The organism is Agrobacterium sp. LR_9 (assembly GCF_041954855.1).
Taxonomy (GTDB): Bacteria; Pseudomonadota; Alphaproteobacteria; order Rhizobiales; family Rhizobiaceae; genus Agrobacterium; species Agrobacterium leguminum.
Window position 1 is genome coordinate 252891 of the sequence record NZ_JAVAYA010000005.1, and the last position, 18192, is coordinate 271082.

The 18192-nt window shown below is 59.6% G+C and carries 15 protein-coding genes; 5 read left to right on the forward strand and 10 right to left on the reverse strand.

Annotated elements, in window-relative coordinates:
- Positions 1-264: 264 nt before the first annotated feature.
- A complete protein-coding gene (locus RAC79_RS09090) occupies positions 265-1362 on the forward strand; it encodes a TRAP transporter substrate-binding protein (protein ID WP_003524575.1) in 1098 nt (365 codons plus the stop codon).
- 387 nt (positions 1363-1749) lie between these two features.
- Here RAC79_RS09090 and RAC79_RS09095 read toward each other — a convergent pair whose 3' ends face one another.
- Both RAC79_RS09095 and RAC79_RS09100 read right to left on the reverse strand, forming a co-directional pair.
- On the reverse strand, positions 1750-3219 hold the full coding sequence (locus RAC79_RS09095; RefSeq protein WP_078052517.1) for a TRAP transporter large permease subunit: 1470 nt from the start codon (positions 3217-3219) through the stop codon (positions 1750-1752).
- Between the two features lie 32 nt (positions 3220-3251).
- The gene (locus RAC79_RS09100; RefSeq protein ID WP_065657269.1) at positions 3252-3791 is read right to left on the reverse strand and encodes a TRAP transporter small permease subunit; all 540 of its coding nucleotides are present in this window, start codon (positions 3789-3791) and stop codon (positions 3252-3254) included.
- 414 nt (positions 3792-4205) lie between these two features.
- Between RAC79_RS09100 and RAC79_RS09105 the strand changes: the two genes are divergently transcribed.
- Positions 4206-4430: an aa3-type cytochrome c oxidase subunit IV gene (locus RAC79_RS09105; RefSeq protein ID WP_003524572.1), complete on the forward strand. Its 225-nt coding sequence runs from the start codon at positions 4206-4208 to the stop codon at positions 4428-4430.
- A 70-nt stretch (positions 4431-4500) separates the two neighbouring features.
- Positions 4501-5034, forward strand: a complete 534-nt coding sequence (locus tag RAC79_RS09110) for a hypothetical protein (RefSeq protein WP_174036845.1) — start codon at positions 4501-4503, stop codon at positions 5032-5034.
- 16 nt (positions 5035-5050) lie between these two features.
- On the opposite strand, the gene RAC79_RS09115 is transcribed toward RAC79_RS09110, so the two are convergent.
- Positions 5051-6304: an FAD-binding oxidoreductase gene (locus tag RAC79_RS09115; protein WP_174039907.1), complete on the reverse strand. Its 1254-nt coding sequence runs from the start codon at positions 6302-6304 to the stop codon at positions 5051-5053.
- 319 nt (positions 6305-6623) lie between these two features.
- On the opposite strand from RAC79_RS09115, the gene RAC79_RS09120 reads away from it, so the two are divergent.
- Positions 6624-8360, forward strand: coding sequence for a PAS domain-containing methyl-accepting chemotaxis protein (locus RAC79_RS09120; protein ID WP_174039906.1), 1737 nt, complete (start codon positions 6624-6626; stop codon positions 8358-8360).
- A gap of 82 nt (positions 8361-8442) precedes the next feature.
- Here RAC79_RS09120 and RAC79_RS09125 read toward each other — a convergent pair whose 3' ends face one another.
- The 7 genes from RAC79_RS09125 to RAC79_RS09155 all read right to left on the reverse strand — a co-directional run bounded on the left by RAC79_RS09125 (position 8443) and on the right by RAC79_RS09155 (position 17188).
- Positions 8443-9759 carry an LLM class flavin-dependent oxidoreductase gene (locus tag RAC79_RS09125; RefSeq protein ID WP_174039905.1) on the reverse strand — a complete coding sequence of 439 codons (1317 nt, stop codon included), beginning with the start codon at positions 9757-9759 and terminating at the stop codon, positions 8443-8445.
- An 18-nt stretch (positions 9760-9777) separates the two neighbouring features.
- Entirely contained in the window at positions 9778-11124 is a 1347-nt protein-coding gene (locus RAC79_RS09130; protein ID WP_174039904.1) for an MmgE/PrpD family protein, read from the reverse strand.
- Positions 11125-11128: 4 nt separating this feature from the next.
- Positions 11129-11929: an amino acid ABC transporter ATP-binding protein gene (locus RAC79_RS09135; RefSeq protein WP_078052519.1), complete on the reverse strand. Its 801-nt coding sequence runs from the start codon at positions 11927-11929 to the stop codon at positions 11129-11131.
- A gap of 12 nt (positions 11930-11941) precedes the next feature.
- Entirely contained in the window at positions 11942-12724 is a 783-nt protein-coding gene (locus RAC79_RS09140) for an amino acid ABC transporter permease (RefSeq protein WP_125145747.1), read from the reverse strand.
- Positions 12721-13464: an amino acid ABC transporter permease gene (locus RAC79_RS09145; RefSeq protein ID WP_174039903.1), complete on the reverse strand. Its 744-nt coding sequence runs from the start codon at positions 13462-13464 to the stop codon at positions 12721-12723. The genes RAC79_RS09140 and RAC79_RS09145 overlap by 4 nt, the downstream gene beginning before the upstream one ends.
- A gap of 193 nt (positions 13465-13657) precedes the next feature.
- Positions 13658-14497, reverse strand: coding sequence for a transporter substrate-binding domain-containing protein (locus RAC79_RS09150; RefSeq protein ID WP_065657278.1), 840 nt, complete (start codon positions 14495-14497; stop codon positions 13658-13660).
- A 402-nt stretch (positions 14498-14899) separates the two neighbouring features.
- Positions 14900-17188, reverse strand: a complete 2289-nt coding sequence (locus tag RAC79_RS09155; RefSeq protein ID WP_142844632.1) for an NADP-dependent malic enzyme — start codon at positions 17186-17188, stop codon at positions 14900-14902.
- Positions 17189-17586: 398 nt separating this feature from the next.
- On the opposite strand from RAC79_RS09155, the gene RAC79_RS09160 reads away from it, so the two are divergent.
- Positions 17587-18192: sugar phosphate nucleotidyltransferase (locus RAC79_RS09160; protein WP_374996977.1), on the forward strand; the 606-nt coding region annotated here is incomplete at its 3' end.

The following is an 18192-nucleotide window of genomic DNA, read 5'->3' on the forward strand; positions in this document are numbered from 1 at the left end:
GGCTGACCAAGTCAAGCACGCGTTTTGCGTTATGAGGATCCTTTATGCGCCTAAAGTATAAGGCGATGCCGGGATATTTCAGTTGGAAATAAAATACGAAGCAGAGTTTCCGAAAATTCCTGGAAAGGCCGGTTTTTCCGCGATTAATTCTTGCTGCGGGTGCTTGTCAGCCGGGCCGTAACCGTGCTTACTTTGCTGCGATGCCTGAACAGCAACGAGGGGAATTCAAAGCTGCGGGCAGCGTTCATATCTGGGAGGATATAGATGGATCGCCGTTCCTTTATGAAAAAAGGTGCGCTTGCGGGAGCTGCTACAGCAGCGCTGGCCGCGCCCGCCATTGCACAGCAAAATACCAAGATCAATTGGCGCCTGACGTCGTCGTTTCCGAAATCGCTCGACACGATCTATGGCGGCGCGGAAGATATTGCCAAGCATGTCGCCGCCGCAACCGACGGCAATTTCACCATCCAGCCCTTTGCCGCCGGTGAAATCGTGCCCGGCCTGCAGGCGGCCGATGCCGTATCATCCGGCACGGTGGAAATGTGCCACACCTGCTCCTATTATTACGTCGGCAAGGACCCGACCTTCGCCATCGGCACGGCAATACCTTTCGGCCTCAATGCCCGCCTCACGAATTCATGGTTCTATGAGGGCAACGGCAACAAGCTGCTCAACGAGTTTTACGCCAAGCACAATCTCTACGGCATGATTTCGGGCAATACCGGCGCGCAGATGGGCGGCTGGTTCCGCAAGGAAATCAATACCGTCGACGATTTCAAGGGCGTGAAGATGCGCATTGCCGGTCTCGCCGGCAAGGTGGTGGAAAAGCTCGGCGTGGTGCCGCAGCAGATCGCCGGCGGCGATATCTATCCGGCGCTGGAAAAAGGCACCATCGACGCGGCGGAATGGGTCGGTCCCTATGACGACCACAAGCTCGGCTTCCAGAAGGTGGCGAAATATTACTATTATCCCGCCTTCTGGGAAGGTGGCCCGGTCATCCATTCCTTCGTCAATCTGGAGAAGTGGAACAGCCTGCCGAAAAACTACCAGACGGCGCTGCAGGACGCCTGCGCCTTCGCCAACACCAGCATGATGGCGAAATACGACGCGAAAAACCCGATCGCCATCAAGCAGCTCGTCTCTGAAGGTGCGGTGCTCAGGCCGTTCAGCCAGGAAATCCTCGAGGCTTGCTACAAGGCTGCGCTGGAGGTCTATGCCAATATTTCGGCCTCCAATCCGGACTTCAAGAAGATCTACGAAGATCAGGTCGCCTTCAAGCGCGAAGGTTATCTGTGGATGCAGCTTGCGGAATACACGTTCGATACTTTCATGATGATCCAGCAGCGTAACGGCAAGCTCTGATTATTCGGTGACGGCGGACCGAGCAAAGGCCCTGGGGATTTCGGTCTCCGGGGTTTTTGTTGCGCGCGCATGCCTTCACGCATCCGACAACAAAGGATGATTTACGATCAATTCCGTTGTGGGCAAAAGCAGCAGGCTCCGGGCCAGCTGGAGTGTCGGCGAGGATTGGCCACGCCGACCTCGGCAAAGGCCTTGCTCTCAACTGTGGAGGTGATGCGATGTGGAAAACGCTGAGCATTACGCTTTGGTTTAGGAAGAACCGGACGGGCTGGTCTGTCTCCGTCCGGTTCAATTTTCTAAGCAGATAAGCAAACGGAAGACGGGTGTGCACTCCCGTCTTCCACTCCGCAACTATAAGCGTTTCGCCTAGCCCTTACAAGACGCCGATCAGGGTCCGATCTTCGGGGGCTCGCCAAGATTCGGCATGCCCGGTAACCCACCCGGCTGGCTGAAATTGGGCATGGTGTTGCCACCCTGATTGCCGAAGGCGGGCACTTCGATCTTGATGGAATTCAGATCGACTTCGGGCGCCTTGTCCAGCCAGTAGGTGACGGATTCCGGCCAGAAGATCACGATGGCGACGAGGATGAGCTGCATGCCGAGCCAGGGAATCGCGCCCATGTAGATATCCGATGTCTTGACCGTGCGCGGCGCGATGGAGCGCAGGTAGAACAGCGCAAATCCGAAGGGCGGATGCATGAAGCTCGTCTGCATGTTGATGCAGATCAGAACGCCGAACCAGATGAGGTCGATGCCGAGCGACTGGGCGATTGGCGCCAGCATCGGAATGACGATGAAGGCGATTTCGAAGAAATCAAGGAAGAAGGCGAGGAAGAAGATGAAGATGTTGACGAAGATCAGGAAGCCGATGGGGCCGCCCGGAATGCCCGACAGCATATGCTCGATCCAGAGCGAACCGTCCATGCCCTGAAAGACGAGGGAGAAGCAGGTGGCGCCGACCAGAATGAACACCACCATGGAGGTGATATGCATGGTGGAATGCATGCCCTGCTTGATGAGGTCCCAGGTGAGGCGGCGGTGCGCGGCGGCCAGCGCCATGGCGCCCACGACCCCGAGCGCACCAGCTTCGGTGGGCGTTGCGAGGCCGAGGAAGATGGTGCCGAGCACGAGGAAGATCAGCACGATGGACGGGATCATGCCTGCCAGCACGCGAAACACCAGCGCCCGGTTGAGCTCTCCCCGCGCTTCCGGCGGCAGCGCCGGCAGGTCCTTCGGCCGCACGACCGACATGAACAGGATGAAGAGCATGAAGATGGCGACCTGCAGGATCGAGGGGCCGATAGCGCCCAGATACATGTCGCCAACGGATTTACCGAGCTGGTCGGCAAGCACGATCAGCACCAGCGAAGGCGGGATGACCTGCGTGATCGTTCCCGATGCGGCGATGACGCCGGTGGCAAGTCGCGGGTTGTAACCATATTTCAGCATGATCGGCAGCGAGATGACGCCCATGGTGATGACCGAGGCGGCAACCGTGCCGGTAATCGCACCAAGGATCGCGCCGACGATGATGACGGCATAGGCAAGGCCGCCGGGAATGGCGCCGAACAGCTTGCCCGTTCCTTCAAGCAGATCCTCTGCAAGCCCGCATCGCTCGAGGATCGCGCCCATGAAGGTGAAGAAGGGGATGGCCAGCAGAAGGTCGTTCGAGACGATGCCGAAGATGCGCAGCGGCAGGGCCTGAAGAAAGGCCGGCGAAAAATGCTCCGTGAAGATGCCGATGACGCCGAAAACGAGACCGACGGTGGCGAGCGAAAAAGCAACCGGAAATCCGTAAAGCATGAAGATGATCATGCCGAGGAACATCAGTGGCGGAAGAATACCATATTCGAACATGGGAAATATCCTGAAGGTTCAGATCGGTGCGATCATTGCAGGGGTTTTTCGTACTTCGTATCGAGCGCATAAAGCCCGTTGAGGGCGCCTATGCGCTTGATGAGTTCGGAAAAACCCTGAAGAACCAGAAGTGCGAAACCGGCGAAGATGATGAATTTCACCGGCCAGCGGATGAGGCCGCCGGCATTGGAGGACATTTCGCTCTGATGCCAGGATAGCGTGAACATAGGCCAGGAAAGCCAGGCGAGGTAAAAGCAGCCGGGAAGCAGGAACAGCACGATGCCGATAATGTCCACCCAGATGCGGCTGCGCGGTGAAATCGCGCCATAAATGATGTCCACTCGCACATGTTCATTCATGCGCAGCGTGTAGGATGCGCCGATCAGCACGATGAAAGCGAACATGTACCACTGGATTTCCAGCCAGCCGTTCGAACTGTAATTGAAGGCATAACGGACCATGGCATTGCCGGCGCTGACGAGGCAGCAGATGAGCACGAGATAACCGGCAACCTTGCCCAGAGCTTCGCTTGCAAGGTCTATCAGCGCGCTTAGTTTTAAAAGCGATTTCATAACTTTCCCCTCTTCCCTTTACGGGCCCTTTGCGGGTTTATGGCGGAGAGCAAAGCCCGGTGCCCCTGCTGCGGCCACGCCTCCACGTGCTTCCGCTGCCACAGGCTCCAGAGTTCCTCCCCACAGAATCCCGTGTATGGTCAGGCGGTTCGAAAAGCAACCAAAACCACCATGAAACAGCTTGGCGGACCGCCGTTTTCAACCGTTTGCGAAAGAATGTTGCCCAATGACATGTTTTGCCCGGTTGAGCTGTCACGGTGCATGCCATTGCCGCTCTTTCGCTGAGAACGCATTGCGCTTTTCGGCGACTTCATGTTACCTCTGGTGACGGAGAATCCGGCATTGGCCCGTGATCGTCCACGGGCAGATTTACCGTGTGACGGGCATGACGGATGGAGCACAAGGGGAAGCGGAATGAGCGAACACCACACGGGTCCTGTCGAAGTCGGCGCCGAGATGAACTATGCCGAGCACGAAAAGACCTATAACGGTTTTCTGGCCTTGACGAAGTACGGCACCATGATGCTGTGCGTGCTGATGCTGGCCATGGTCGCGGGTTTCTTCACCACCGCCGGCTTCCTTGGTGGCCTGGTCGTCTTCGTCGTGCTGTCGGCTGCGGGTTTCTTTTTGCTGCGCTGAACGATCCCGTTCATGAGCGGTTCCCGTTCCCGGGGACCGGGCGATGCCGGATAACCGGAAAGGCCAAGCCATGAAGCGTCTGTTATATTGTCTGTTTCTGCTGGTGGCGATTGCGCATCCCGCTTTGTCACGCGATCTCTCACCTGCCGAGCAGGATAGTCTTCGTACGCAGATAGAGCGATTTCAGACGGCTTTGAGCACGCAGGATTTCGATGTCGTCGGCAAGACGGTGCCGCCGAAAATCTTTGAATTCATCGCAGGCGAAGCGGGTATTACCGCGGAGCAATTGCGTGGCGCCTTGACCGCGCAGATGCAGATGGCGCTCGCCGCGGTCAAGATAACCGAGTTCACCATGGATACGCAGGCGATCAGCCTTGCGCAAACGTCCGATGGAACGCCCTATGCGCTCATTCCGACCAGGACGGTGATGGAAACCGGCGGCCAGACGATAGAGGCGAAATCCCACACGCTGGCGCTGATGGACGGTGCGGACTGGTATTTGCTGCGGGTGAGCGACCAGCAGCAGGTCACGATCCTGCGCAAGGTCTATCCGTCCTTCGCCGAGGTGGTGTTTCCGGACGGTTCCATACAGCCGGTGAAATAGCTCCGTCTTCCCGAACTCAGGAAAAACGTCCCGGCCGGAAAGGATCGATCGAGATTTCCGTATCCTCTCCGCTGGCCAGTTGCGTTACCAGACGGGCGGTTGCTGCCGATTGTGTCAGCCCCAGATGGCCATGGCCGAAGGCATAGATGACGGACGGGGTGGCGCGTGCCGTGCCGATGACGGGAAGACAGTCCGGCATGGACGGGCGGAACCCCATCCATTGTTTCCCGCCTTCCAGTTTGAGGCCGGGCAGGAAACGTCCTGCTTTCTTCAGCATGGCTTCCGCACGGCGGAAATTCGGCTTCAATTCCAGCCCGCCGAGTTCGACCGCGCCGCCGATACGGATGCCCGTCGATAGCGGAGTGACGACGAAGCCATGATCGTTGAAATAAAGCTGGCGCGTCAGGTTGAAAGCCTCGGGGGAAAGCGTGGTGTTATAACCACGTTCGGTTTCCAGCGGCACGACGTTGCCGAGCGTCGCGGCAAGTTTTCTCGACCAGGCGCCGCAGGCGATCACCACTTTGTCGGCATCGATCTTGTCGCCATTTTCCAGCGTCACGATCGTACTTTCGCCCACGGCATCGATGCGTTCGGCCTCGCCTTTGCGCAGGCTGGCGCCGCGGGCCGTTACCAGATCGAAAATGGCGCGGGTGAAATCGTAAGGGTCGGAGACCTGCAGGCCATCCGGCGAAAACATGGCATGGCGGAACTGGGGCGCGAGACCCGGCTGCAGTTCCTCGATTTCGGGGCGGCCGACGCGCTGAAAGGTGAAACCGGCGTTTTCCTTTTCGTCCCAGTCCCTGCGGGCAGCATTGAGACTTGCCTCGCTGTCATAAAGATCGAGCGTGCCGGTCTTCGAAACGAGATGCGAAAGTTCCGGCATCGCCGCGACATGAGCCATTTCCACGGCAGCCAGGCGGTTGATGTCTGTGAGTGACTTCAGCCCATGGCGAAAGTTGCGCTCGGCGCTCGCGCGCCAGAAACGCCACAGCCAGGGTGCGATCTTCGCTGCATAGGCGGGCGGCACACTGAGCGGGCCGAGCGGATCGAACAGCCAGCGCGGCGCTTTTTTCATGATGCCGGGAGCGGGAATGGGGATGATTTCGGGGAAGGCCAGAATGCCGGCATTGCCGGAACTCGCGCCCCGGGCAACCTCGCCGCGCTCCAGCAGCACCACCTCGCGTCCGGCATTCTGCAGATAAAGCGCCGCCATGGAACCGATAATGCCGGTGCCGATCACCAGCACATCGCATTTCAGGGTTTTGGTCATCGGCGCTCCTGCAACACAAATCTTTCAACCCCGCATAACAATGAATGCCGCCCCGATGAAAGGCCGTATCGTATTGCCGGCGCAGAAATATCAGCACTGTGGCAAATAAGCGGTCCGAAATAAACAAGGCGAATATATTCGCGATGAAGCATACTCGCGGTCGATTGATGTTCCGGATCAATAGTTATAGTTCATTATTAATCGCTATTTAACAGTGTCCGGCTAGTTTCGCGTGCAGGCGGGCCGACCGTTTTTCATCTCTATATTTCGAGGGTGGAGCAGGTCTGCATATGGATTACTGTTTGGGGGTTTCAAAAAGATGTCTTACTTTTCTAAACTTGGTCTTGACGCTTCTGCGGTGCTTGATGCGCTTAGCCGCTCACAGGCCATCATCGAGTTCGATCTGACCGGCAAGATTTTGAAAGCGAACGATAATTTCTGCAAGGCCGTCGGCTATCAGCAGTCTGAAATCGTTGGGCGTACCCACAGCATGTTCCTGTCTCCCGAAGATGCGGCCTCGCCTGAATACAAGAGCTTCTGGGCGAGGCTGTCGCGTGGCGAATACGATCAGGGTCAGTATCGACGTCGGGCCCGGAATGGCGACGAAATCTGGATCGAAGCTTCCTACAATCCCGTGTTCCGTTTCGGCAAGCCCTACAAGGTGGTCAAGATTGCAACCGACATCACCTCGATCAAGCGCAAGAGCGCTGAGGATGACGGGAAACTGGCGGCGCTCTCCCACGCGCAGGCCATAATCGAATTTACGCCCGAAGGGAAAATTCTCAGCGCCAACGAAAATTTCCTCGCGACGCTCGGTTACACGGCGGAAGACATCATCGGGAAACATCATTCGATGTTCTGCGAGCCTGCCTATGCCCAGTCGCAGGACTATCGGGATTTCTGGAAGGAACTCGGAAAGGGCCACTTCTCGACGGGGCAGTTCATGCGCCTTGGCAAGGATGGCAAACGCGTCTTCATTCAGGCCTCCTATAATCCGATCATCGATGATCGGGGCCGCGTCTTCAAGGTAGTGAAATTCGCTTTCGATGTGACGGACCGGATGCATGCGGTCGAGGAACTTGGTGCTGCGCTCGAGCGGCTTTCTCAATGCAATATCCGTATTACGCTGGACAAACCCTTCGTCGGCGAGTTCGAACGGCTGCGCCACGATTTCAATAAATCCATCGCTGAATTCCAGAAGACGCTGGAAAACGTTCTCGGCCAGACCGGAGACCTGACCCGCAGCAGCCAGGAAGTCAGCGAAGCCTCCGTCAATCTCGCCGACCGTTCGCGTGAGCAGGCCGTGGCGCTCGAGGAGACTTCGGCAGCACTCGAAGAAATCACCGCGACGGTCCGTTCCTCGACAGAAAATATGCAAGAGACGCGCAAGCTCGTTCAGCGCGCGCGGACATCTACCGTGGCTTCCACCGAGGTCGTGGAGCGGACGGTCGATGCCATGCAGCGTATCGAGACGGCTTCGCGGGAAATCAGCCAGATCATCGGTGTGATTGACGAAATCGCCTTCCAGACGAACCTGCTGGCGCTGAATGCCGGCGTGGAAGCTGCGCGTGCGGGTGACGCGGGCAAGGGTTTTGCTGTCGTGGCGCAGGAAGTGCGCGAGCTGGCGCAGCGTTCCGCCAATGCCGCGAAGGAAATCAAGGCGCTGATCAACAATTCCGGCACCGAGGTTCTGGAAGGCGTCAGGCTGGTGGGCGAAACCGGCGAAGCGCTGAAGCAGATCGACGCGCTGGTCAGGCACATTGACGGCAATGTCGACATGATCGCCAAGGCGGCGGACGAGCAGGCCGTCGGCATCAGCGAGATCAACAAGGCGGTCAGCCGGCTGGACCGGATGACGCAGGAGAATGCGGCGATGAGCGCCCGTACCACGGTGATCAGCACAACGCTGGCGCAGGGCGCGGATGCGCTGGCGCAGCTTGTCAGCCTGTTCAAGCTGAACCGCCGTACGGTGCAGCGGGAAGACGGATCGTCCACCCGCCCGGATGCTCCGAATACGGCCCGGCGCGACCAGACGTCGGCAAGAGCGGCCGCGTAAGGAGCGGGCTCAGGCCCGCTTCAGCTTGAGAATGAGATTCGGTGGATGCGGATGCCTTTGAACGGGCATCCGCATTGCTTTTTCACCGCAGCGCCGGTCGTTCGATACCGAGGTGGTCGCGCAGCGTCGAGCCTTCGTAGTCCTTGCGGAACAGGCCGCGCTCCTGGAGCAGCGGAACGACCTCGCGGTTGAATTCCTCCAGCCCGCCGGGGAAGAAGGGCGGCATGACGTTGAAGCCGTCGGCCGCGCCGTTTTCGAACCATTCCTGCATCCGGTCTGCCACATCCTTGGCCGTGCCCATGACGATATGGTGGCCGCGGCCGGCGGCGACGCGTAGCGCAAGCTCCCGGATCGTCAGCTTTTCGCGGCGCGCCAGTTCGGTCAGAAGTTCGGCGCGGCTGCGCAGCTGGTCGGAAATCGGCAGGTCCGGCAGCGGACCGTCGAGATCGTAATCAGTGAGGCTGTGGCCGATGCGTTCTTCAAGCAGCGGCATTGCGCTCTTGATATCGGTCCAGCGGTTCAGTTCCTTCAGTTTTTCGCCAGCCTCTTCAAAGCTCCTGCCGATGATCGGCATGAAGCCGGGCATCACGGCGACGCTCGCCGGATCGCGGCCGAATTTTTCCACGCGGGCTTTAAGGCTCGTATAGAAGGCCTGCGCTTCGGAAATCGCCTGCTGGGCGGTGAAGACGATATCGGCGGTGCGGGCGGCGAGATCCTGCCCCGGCCCGGAAGAGCCGGCCTGGATGAGAACCGGGTGGCCCTGCGGAGAGCGCGGAATATTGAGCGGTCCCTTGACCGTGAAATATTTGCCCTCGTGGTTGAGGATATGGACCTTTTCCGGATCGACGTAGCGGCCCGCCTGCTTGTCCTTGACGAAGGCGTCGTCATCCCAGCTGTCCCACAGGCCGCGAACGACATTCACATATTCTTCCGCCACCGCATAACGCTCGTCATGCTCGGGATGGTCCTTGGAAAAATTCGCCGCCGTGCGGGCATAAGAGGTGGTGACGATGTTCCACGCCGCGCGGCCATGGCTCAGATGATCGATGGAAGCGAAGGCGCGGGCGGTGTGGTAGGGCTCGCCATAGGTGGTGGAGGCGGTGGCCGCCAGCCCGATCTTGTCGGTGACCATGGCCAGCGCGGCAAGCAGGGTCAGCGGCTCGAAACGCGCGATCATCGAGGGATGGGCGTCGACGCCGCTGGTCAGGCCATCGGCCAAGAATACCATGTCGAACTTCGCGGCTTCGGCCATTTTCGTAAGACGGGTGAGCAGATCGAAATTTTCACTGCCGGCTTCGGCATCGGGGTGACGCCAGCCGGAAACGTGGTGCCCCGCGCCCTGCAGGAAAAGGCCGAGATGCATCTGTCTTTTGCGTGTCGTGGTGGTCATGGTGATCATGCCTTCATGTCGGTCGAGTTATATTTGCGATACCAGAAGCGTTTCGAGCTTTCTGAGGTCAGCTGCGGTTTTCATGGACCGCACCAGTGCCGGAATGCCGGCGAATTTCTCATTGCCGCGGGTCGCGTCGGCAAATTTTTCGGTCGGGTCATCGATGCCAGGAAGGCCGTCGACACGGCGCGACAGCGCCGTGCCGTCCTTCCTCGTCACGTCGATGACCACGAACCGGGTGGTCGGATCGGGCGAGAGGCGGCGGGCGGTCTCGTCATGCCGGCGTGAGACTTTGGCGGAAAGGGCAAGCAGGTCGTCGCGCGTCGGGCGTTCGTCGAAATGGCCGATGCCGAGCGCTCCATCCGTCAGCGCTGCGGCAAAGACATATTCGGCGCTGAAGCGCGCATCGATGCCGGTCGTGGGCGTGGCGGGGCCAACGAGGGCGGCATCGCCGCCCGGCGGGAAGGTGATGGTGACCGTTTCGATCTCGTCCGGCGTCAGATCATTGCTGTTGCGCAGCGCCAGCGCGCCGACGGCAACGGGATGGCTGGCGGTGCAGCAGGGAAAGGCCTTTAGGGTGAGGCCGGGCGAGACGATCTGCCAGGGTGCGCCCCAGCCGGAGAGAACACGTTTCGGCTGCTCGGCGCCAAAGGCGAAGGCGGAATAAAAACCGATGGGGTTTTCCAGAAAATCCGGAGCGCCCTGAAAGCCGGATCGCGCCAGCCGCGCGGCGGTGAGGCCGGCGCGCGTGGCAAGCCCGGCATGCAGTGGCTTGGCGTCATAACCGAATTGCAGGCGAAGCCCGGCCGATTGCGTGGCGGCAAGGCCGAGCGCAACGGCCGTTGTCTGCGGATCGAATTTCAGGAGATGGGCAATCGCTGCCGCGGCACCGATGGGGCCGAGCGTGGCGGTGGCGTGGAAGCCGTTTTCGTAATGCCTGGTGCCGAGCGAGAGGCCGAGACGCGCCATGGTTTCCAGCCCGACGATATAGGCGGCGATGAAGGCATCGGCCGTGGAGCCCTCTTCGACCGCGACAGCCAGCAAAGCGGGAATGATGGCGACAGTCGGGTGGCCGCGCACGCTGCCGTGCACATCGTCATAGTCAAGCACATGCCCGGCGTGGCCGTTGATGAGGGCGGCGGTGAAGGTATCCGTGCGCAGATCGTGGCCGATAATGCCCGCCGTGCCTGACGTTCCGGGTGTAAAGCTGTCGATCAGGATTTTCGTGCTTCTGTCGGCAGCGCCGCCCAGCACGCAGGCGAAAAAATCGATCAGCGCCGTGCGGGCGATGGCCACCGCATCCTCATCACGCAGGGGATCGGAGGCGGCAATCGCTTCTGCAAGATGAAGGGTGAGTTTTTCGTCGGCGGCCATGGCATCAAATCCCTTCGCCGTCATTGACCCGCGCCACCTGTCCGCCGAGCCCCTTGACGAAGGCGTTGATGCGCGGATTTGTCGACTTGTAGAAGATGTGCTCCGGCGTGCCCTGATCGACGATCAGGCCGTTTTCGGTGAAGACGATATTGTCGCTGATTTCTTCGGCAAAACGCATTTCATGCGTGACGAGAATGCTGGTCATGCCGTCATTGACGAGATCGCGGATGACGGCGAGCACTTCGCCCACGGTTTCCGGGTCGAGTGCGGATGTGACCTCATCGAACAACACCAGTTCCGGCCGCATGGCAAGTGCGCGGGCAATCGCCACGCGCTGCTGCTGGCCGCCGGAAAGCTGGCCGGGATAGGCATCGACCTTCTGGGAAAGGCGCACTTTCTCCAGCAATTCGCGGGCATGGCGCTCGGCTTCAGCTTTCGGCGTACCTAGGATTTTGATGGGCGCGATGGTGATATTTTCCATCACCGTCAAATGCGGAAAGAGGTTGAATTGCTGGAACACGATGCCGATGCGCTTGCGCAGCGCGATGCGCTCAGCCTCGGTCTTCAGCAGGTCGACTCGCGTGCCGCCGACGGTGATCTTGCCCGATTGCGGAATGAGCAGGCCGTTGATGCAGCGCAGGATGGTGGACTTGCCGGAGCCGGAAGGGCCGATGATGGAGACGGCGTCGCCCTTGTTCACCGTAAGGTCGATGCCCTTCAGGACCTGATTGTCGCCGAAGGACAGGTGTATGCCTTCCAGTTCAACCAGTGCTTTTGCGGCGGTTTGTGGTGCGGGTGCGGACATGGCTTGTTCCAATCAGCGGGAAGCGAAGCGCCGCTCGAGGCGCTGCGTGAAACGGGATACGGGATAGCAGAACAGGAAGAACGCCATCAGAACGGTGAGGTAAACCACGACGGTGAAATCGTTGCGCTGCACGGCGGTGCTTGCGTCTGTTGCGGCATGCAGCAACTCATGCACGCCGACCAGTGAGGCGAGCGCCGTACCCATGGTGATCGACGCATAGAGGTTCATCCATGGCGGCAGCGAGCGCTTCACGCATTGCGGCAGGATGATCCAGCGCAGTGTCTGGTTACGCGAAAAACCGAGGCCCTGCGCCGCTTCCCATTGCGCCGTCGGAATGGACTGGATGGCGCCGCGGGTGATTTCGGCGATATGGGCGCTGGCCGGAATGGCAAGCCCGACGACGGCCTTGATCCAGTCCGGGAATGGAATGTAGTTGCCGAAAGCGACGATCTCGAAGGGGAAGATGTAGGTCGCGGCAAAGATCAGCACCAGATGCGGGGCGTTGCGGAATATCTGGACATAGGTGAGCGCCGGCGCGCGCACGAGGCGGTAGGGCGCAAGCTCCATGATGCCGAGGAGGACGCCGATGAAGGTGCCGATGGCGATCGCAAGGATGCTGATCAGCACGTTCATTGCAAAACCCTTGGCCAGATAGGGCAGCCATTGCAGCAGCACCTGACCGAGGGACGGGTCGAGGATCAGCCACAGAATGACGGCAATCAACACGCCGAGCAGCAGAATGGTGCCGAAAGGTGGCTTCCTCACCGCCTGTGTTGGAGAGACCACCGCACTCATTGACCGAACCCCGGAACCGCAAGACGCCGCTCAAGCCAGAGACCGGCCCTTGCGACGATAAAATTGATGACGCTGAAGAAGATCAGGATGACGATCATCAGCTCGACCACATTGTCGCGCTGCGTCCAGATCAGGATCGAGGCATAGGTGATTTCACCCACCGCAATTGCCGAGCCGACCGTGGTGAGCTTCACCAGATTGACGAGGTTGTTGATGATGGAGGGCAGCGCCGTGCGGATGGCCAGCGGAAACTCCACATAACGCAAAATCTCGAAGGAACTGAAACCGATCGCACGCGCCGCCTCGATGGTGGTCGCCGGCACCGCCTCGATGCCGCCGCGCAACGCTTCCGCATGGAAAGCGGCAATGTGCAGGCCGGTGATGGCGACGACCCAGAAAAAGGGTGTCAGCGGATTGTTCTGCGCGCCGCCGAGAGCGTTAGAAATCAGCATGTTGAGCACGAGGAAACCGCACATCAGCTGCACCAGCGTCGGTGTGTTGCGCGTCAGTTCCACATACGCGCGGACGGGGCCGGCAAGCCAGACCTTGCCCGATGTCAGCATGGCCGCGAAAATGAAGCCGAAGACGAGGCTGAGCGGCAAAGCGACGGCGACGAGGATCAACGTCATCTTCATGCCGTCGAGCCAGATCTGAACCTCGTAACCGCTGTTCAGAAAGTCATAGTTGAGGCCCAGATGCGCGGCCAGTTCTATGAAGCGCGCTGTAAATGAATCCTGCATCGGAAATCCATGCTGTTATTGCGGGTGTCGCCCGGCGGGCGGCGCCAGAATGGCCTGCCTTGTTATAAAGCAGAAAAGAACGGCAGGCGAAACCGGCCGTTCCTGATGGTCAGGGGAAATCACTCCACCCTTTTGCCGCCGTCATCACCTGCGATGGGGACGTGCAGATAACGGAAAAGTCCTGCACCTGTCCTTATTGGGCGGCAGAAAGCTTCTTCTGCTGCTCTTCCATATAGCCGATGCTCGGCAGACGGTTGGCCTTGGCGAATTCGAGCATCTTGCCGGAGGCGTGCAGTTCCTTGACGATCTTGTCGAGAGCGGCCTGCGTGTCGCTTTCGCCCTTGCGCAGCCAGATCACGGAATCAGACGGGATCAGGTCGGTGGGGATAAGGATGCCGTAATCCTTCCACTCATCGGCGCGGTCCTGAAGCATCAGGCTCAGCGTGCCGTTGACGTGAACGGAGACGTCGCAATTGCCGCCCTTGAGCGCCAGCAGCGATTCCGGCTGGCTTGGCAGCGCCTTTACCTGCGCGCCATATTGCTCGATCAGCGGCTGGGTGTAGTTGGAGCCTTGCGAAACGCAGGCGATCTTGCCCTTCAGGTCCGACCAGTCCTTGATGCCACTGTCCTTGCGGCCGATGGCGGCGCCGCCCTGGCGGTCATAGGGGGTCGGTACGTAATCGAGCGTTTTGGCGCGCTCTTCCGTGTACTGCATGTTGGCGATCAGAATATCGACCTTGCCCTGCTGCAGGAACTGCACGCGGTTGGGCGGGGTCACGGTTTCGGTGACCAGCTCGACACCGAGGCCGGCTGCCAGCGCCTTGGCTACGTCGATGTTGAGACCCTTCTGCTCCTGCGTCTTAGGATCGATAAAGCCGAAAGGCGCGCCGGAAAGGATAACGCCGACAGTGAGCTTGCCGCGACCCTTGATCCGGTCGAGCGTTGCATCCGCGTGAGCGGCAGTGGCCATCGAAGCGATGACAACGGTTCCGGCAATGAGTTTCGCGGCAAATCTGGAGAAAGAGAGGGCCATGGGTATTTCCTTTTGATTGTAGGTGGAAACTACATGAGGCACCCGCCAAGAGCGAGAATTGGCATTGCGTGAAAAATAGTATGAATAAAATCCGGTTCCAATAAATCTTTTGGAGGGAAAAATTATCCTAATAATTTTGAATTGTAGAATCCTGTTCTTTTCCTCCCTTGCTATGTGCCAGTTTGTTAGGAGCGGGAGAGTAGTCCGGATGTCGCTGAGGACCGGATGGCCATGTGCGGAGCGAGCGCATCCGGCTCGTCTCTTCTCCCCTTGGGGGAGAAGGTCGCGGCAGCGGGATGAGGGGGCTAGGCCAGCGATATGGGGAGAGCGTGCCCCCTCATCTGCCCCTTTTGGGGCATCTTCTCCGCGGCGGGGAGAAGAAAAAAACCGCACGCCCTGTTCTTATCGTCCGGCATTATAGGCCGCGATTGCCGCCATGTTGACGATGTCGCTGTCCTTCGCGCCCATCGAGGTGATCTGTACCGATTTGTCGAGACCGACAAGAAGCGGGCCGATGACGGTTGCGCCGCCCAGTTCCTGCAGCATCTTGGTGGAAATGGAGGCGGAATGAATGGCGGGCATGACCAACACATTGGCCGGGCCGGAAAGCCGGGCGAAGGGATACTGGCTCTGCATGCGGTGATGGTTCAGCGCCACATCGGCCGACATTTCGCCGTCGACCTCGAAATTGACGTTGCGCCTGTCGAGAATTTTCACCGCCTCGCGCACCTTGTCGGAGCGTTCGCCGGTCGGCTGGCCGAAGGTGGAATAGGCGAGCATGGCAACGCGCGGCTCGTAACCGAAACGGCGGGCGAGGCCGGCTGCTTCTTCGGCGATATCGGCAAGGTCTTCCGCATTCGGCATATCATGCACGGCGGTATCGGCAACGAAGACGGTGCGGTTGCGCGAGACGACCAGCGAAACGCCGATGACGCGATGGCCAGGCTTGGTGTTGATGCAGCGGCGGATATCTTCCAGCGCCGTTGAATAGTTACGGGTAACGCCTGTCACCACGGCATCCGCATCGCCCATAGCCACCATGCAGGCGGCGAAATGGTTGCGGTCGTTGTGAACCAGACGCTGCACGTCGCGCAGCAGAAAACCGCCGCGCTGCAAACGCGCATAGAGATAATCGACATAGGCATCGACGCGGCTGGAAAGGCGGGCGTTGGTGATCTCGATATTGGCGCGGTCGAGATCGATGCCGGCGCGCTCCGCATTGGCCTTGATGATATCGTCACGGCCGAGCAGGATGGCGGTGCCGAGGCCCTGCGCGGTGAACGAAATCGCCGCGCGCATGACCTGTTCTTCTTCGGCTTCCGCAAAAACGACCCGCTTCGGCGAGCGGCGCACGCGCTCGTAAAGGCGCTGCGTGGTGGAGGCCATCGGGTCGCGGCGGGCGGAAAGCTCGCGGGCATAGGCGTCGAGATCGGGCAATTCGCGGCGGGCGACGCCGGTTTCGATGGCGGCTTTGGCCACGGCCACCGGAATGGCCGAGATCAGGCGCGGATCGAAGGGAACCGGAATGATATATTGCGATCCGAAGCGCGGGCGGTTGCCCTGATAGGCGGCGGCCACATCATCAGGAACATCCTCGCGGGCAAGATCGGCCAGCGCCTGTGCCGCCGCGATCTTCATCGCGTCATTGATCTGGCTGGCGCGGACATCGAGCGCGCCGCGGAAGATATAGGGGAAGCCGAGGACATTGTTGACCTGGTTCGGGTAATCCGAACGCCCGGTCGCCATGATGGCGTCGTCGCGGATGCGCGATACTTCCTCGGGGGTGATTTCCGGGTCGGGATTGGCCATGGCGAAGATGATCGGCTTCGGCGCCATGGCACGGATCATCTCTTCGCTGAAAGCGCCCTTCTGGGAGAGGCCGAATACCACATCAGCGCCCTTCATGGCTTCCGCCAGCGTGCGGTTGTTGGTTTTCACCGCGTGGGCGGATTTCCACTGGTTCATGCCTTCGGTGCGGCCCTGATAGATCACGCCCTTGGTATCGCAGAGCGTGATGTTTTCAGGGTTGAACCCCATGGCCTTGATAAGGTCCATACAGGCGATTGCCGCCGCACCCGCGCCGTTGCAGACGAGCTTGGTTGTCTTGAAGTCGCGGCCCGTCAGTTCGATGGCGTTGATGAGGCCGGCGGCGGCGATGATGGCGGTGCCATGCTGATCGTCATGGAAAACGGGAATGTCCATCAACTCGCGCAGGCGGCTTTCGATGATGAAACATTCCGGCGCCTTGATGTCTTCCAGATTGATGCCGCCGAAGGAGGGGCCAAGGTAACGCACGCAATTGATGAACTCATCGGCGTCTTCGGTATCGACCTCGAGATCGATGGAATCGACATCGGCGAAGCGCTTGAAAAGGACCGACTTGCCTTCCATGACCGGCTTGGAGGCGAGTGCGCCGAGATTGCCGAGGCCGAGGATGGCGGTGCCGTTGGAGATGACCGCAACCATGTTGCCGCGCGTGGTATAGTCGTAAGCGGTCGCCGGATTTTCGGCGATGGCTTTCACCGGCACGGCCACGCCCGGCGAATAGGCGAGCGACAGGTCCCGCTGCGTCGCCATCGGTTTGGTCGGGGTGATTTCCAGTTTCCCCGGCCGGCCTTCCGCATGGAAATCCAGGGCTTCCTGATCCGTAACCGATGTTCTGGTGCTGGCGGGTTTCGTCGTGTCGGACATGGGCTGAGCGTGCTTTCGTGTCGATAACAGTCTAAAAATATCAGCCGTTGTTATTGTATTTTTCGCGCGCCTGCCAAGCCTTGAATGTTGTTCAGTGCAGCAAATTTAAGCGTGATGAAATTTGCGGCCGATTCAATCGATTAATTCCCGCTCACCATCCGCTTCGCCGCCTGCCGTGCCTGTCACGAGTGGAACCTCGCCCGCCGCCTGGCGTTAGCGGGGGTGGGTCCGCAGGCAATCGACATGCCTCTAAATGCCCCATCGTCCGTTCACCAAGCTTTCACAAGGCGAATTTATGAGCTTGCGCTTATCCGCCCGTGAACCGATGATGGCGGTATTTCGAAATATGTATATTGTCCGGCGCGCCGGGAAATTTTTAGAGTTGGAAAGGTTTTGTTGTGAAGGAACACTCTCGAAAGATCACGCCGGTTCTTCTTGCTGGCGGCGCTGGTTCGCGGCTTTGGCCGGTATCGCGCGATCAGTTGCCCAAGCAGTTCCAGCCGCTGGTCGGCAATCTTTCGACCTATCAGCAGACGCTGCAGCGGGTGGGCGACAAGGGCCTTTATGCCGAGCCGCTGGTGATCACCAATGAGGATTTCCGGTTCTTCGCACGCCGCCAGGCCGAAGAGATCGATCTGCCGGCAACCGTGGTGCTGGAGCCCGCCCGCCGCGACAGCGCCGCCGCCATGGCCGCCGCTGCCGTGCTGGCCGAGCGCCGCGAGCCCGGATGCCTGGTGCTGGCGCTTGCCGCCGATCATGTGGTGCTCGATGCCGACAAGTTTTCAGAGGCCGTGAAACTCGGCGCAAAAGCCGCCGATCAGGGCAATATCGTCGTCTTCGGCCTAGTGCCGACCGAACCGCGCACCTCCTACGGTTATATCAAGCCGGGTGAGGCGATCGATGGCGAAAAAGACCTCAGCACCGTCGATGCCTTCGTGGAAAAGCCGGATATGAAGACGGCGATCTCCTATCTGGAAAAGGGTTATCTCTGGAATTCCGGCAAC